Here is a 1,586-nt window from a genome sequence, read left to right as displayed (position 1 = left end):
CGCCGCGCACTCCACTCCTGGTCCATCGTCCTGCTGTTCTCCACCCTGGCCACGCTCCTGTGCGTCGCCCAGGCACCCAGAACGATCGCCGCGGCGGCGCCATCCCCCCCCCCCGCCGTCGCCGCGCTGGCCTGCTTCCAACAACTGGTCCGCCAGATCACCCTCACACGACCACCCCGCCAGGCCGCCCCACGGCACCGGAACCCCTCCGCGCCCGTGCCCGCGCAACTCAAGCAGACGACCCCGACCGCCGGCCGCAGCTCGGACAGAGTGACGCCCGACTACCACACGGCGGACAACAGGGCCGTCCACCTGCCTCCCCGCGGTCACGGATTCGGGTAGGACACAGGACGGTCGCACACACGCGGCCTGACCCCGCGTGCCAGTCCATGTCACGGCCTCCGACTCGGGCAACGGGTCGCGGACACGGTGAGCGGCGGTGGAGCACCATTGCATCGGAACGGCGAGCGGTATCACGCCGGCGGGGCGTGGGCGACCCCCCTCGCGTTCTCTGATTCCCTGCTCGGCGAGCGTCAGTGAGGTCCCGCAGGAGGGCTGGACGCCGGAGCCTGCCGTCGGTGGCGTCCGGCCGGTTGGCGGGCGTGCCATTGACTCCCTGGCCAACCCGGTCCTTCCCACACGTCAAAGGGATGCTCGCTGCTCGCCTGCATCCTTGAAACGAAGATCGAAACCGATGGTCACGGGCAGTGTGCAGACCCGGCGCCACGGACTCCAAGTGGTCGCGGGCGGTCCTGGAACCGCCGACCATCGATCCGGCCCGGCCACCGCCGCACACGCACCCGCGGCGGCGGTGGCGTCAGGTGTTCGCGGCGGGCGTCAGGCGTCAGATGTTCGCGGCGGGCGTCGCACAACTCGCTGCACCGGATGCCCGACACGCTCCGGCGTCCCATACCCGCGTCTACCACGAGAGGCCAGCACCATGGTGTACGAGATGACCCACGCCGAACGAATCCGGTACAAGCGGGGCCAGGACGCCGCCCATCAGGCCGGCGAAGACGCCGTCACCAGCCTCCAGGCGGCGCTCGCGCTCGCGGACATGACCCTTCCCTCCCTGAGCAACCACGGGCCGGTGGCAGGTCAAGGCTTCGTCCGGCTCGGAGGATGCAACGCGGCCTTCGCCAACCGGCTCGCCGAAGTCATCGCCGCAGGCGCCGACGCCCTGCAGCACCAACGGTGACCGCGGTCACCGAGCCCCCCGGCCCCGTACAGGCACCCTCGACCGCCCCGCCGGCGCCCGCCGGCGACAACGACGCGAGGCCGACGGCCGGCCCGGGCCCGGGCCGAGCATGACGGCGGGGCCCACCCCTGGTGAAGGGATGAGCCCCGCAGGCCTCGCGTCAGCACGGCGAAGTCGATACGCCGAAATCAATGCGCCGAGGTCGGTGTGCCGTAGCCGCTACCAGCGGTACCAGCGACCGCTGCCCCCCTTGGGACGGGCGACGAAACCGACCAGCCACAGCACCAGCACCGCAATGGCGACCCACCAAAGGATCTTCACCGCGAAACCGGCACCGAAAAGAATCAAAGCGAGCAGAAGAACAAGAAGCAGGGGAACCATGATTATC

Annotated in this window: 2 protein-coding genes and 1 pseudogene; 2 read left to right on the top strand and 1 reads right to left on the bottom strand. The window is 70.5% G+C overall.

What is annotated here, in order from left to right; genetic code table 11:
• Positions 1 to 342 (top strand): annotated as a pseudogene (locus tag ADK55_RS39800) (hypothetical protein); the annotation flags it as partial.
• A 610-nt stretch (positions 343 to 952) separates the two neighbouring features.
• Positions 953 to 1,198, top strand: a complete 246-nt coding sequence (locus ADK55_RS14760; protein ID WP_234350043.1) for a hypothetical protein — start codon at positions 953 to 955, stop codon at positions 1,196 to 1,198.
• A gap of 219 nt (positions 1,199 to 1,417) precedes the next feature.
• Here the strand turns inward: ADK55_RS14760 and ADK55_RS14755 are convergent, their stop codons facing one another.
• Positions 1,418 to 1,579 (bottom strand): hypothetical protein, encoded by a 162-nt coding sequence (locus ADK55_RS14755; RefSeq protein ID WP_053676175.1) that lies wholly within the window; start codon positions 1,577 to 1,579, stop codon positions 1,418 to 1,420.
• Positions 1,580 to 1,586 lie beyond the last annotated feature (7 nt).

The sequence above is a fragment of the Streptomyces sp. WM4235 genome (assembly GCF_001279725.1).
In the GTDB taxonomy this organism is placed as follows: domain Bacteria; phylum Actinomycetota; class Actinomycetes; order Streptomycetales; family Streptomycetaceae; genus Streptomyces.
Note: the sequence above shows the minus strand (reverse complement) of the source record. Positions and strands in the feature narration are given on the sequence as shown.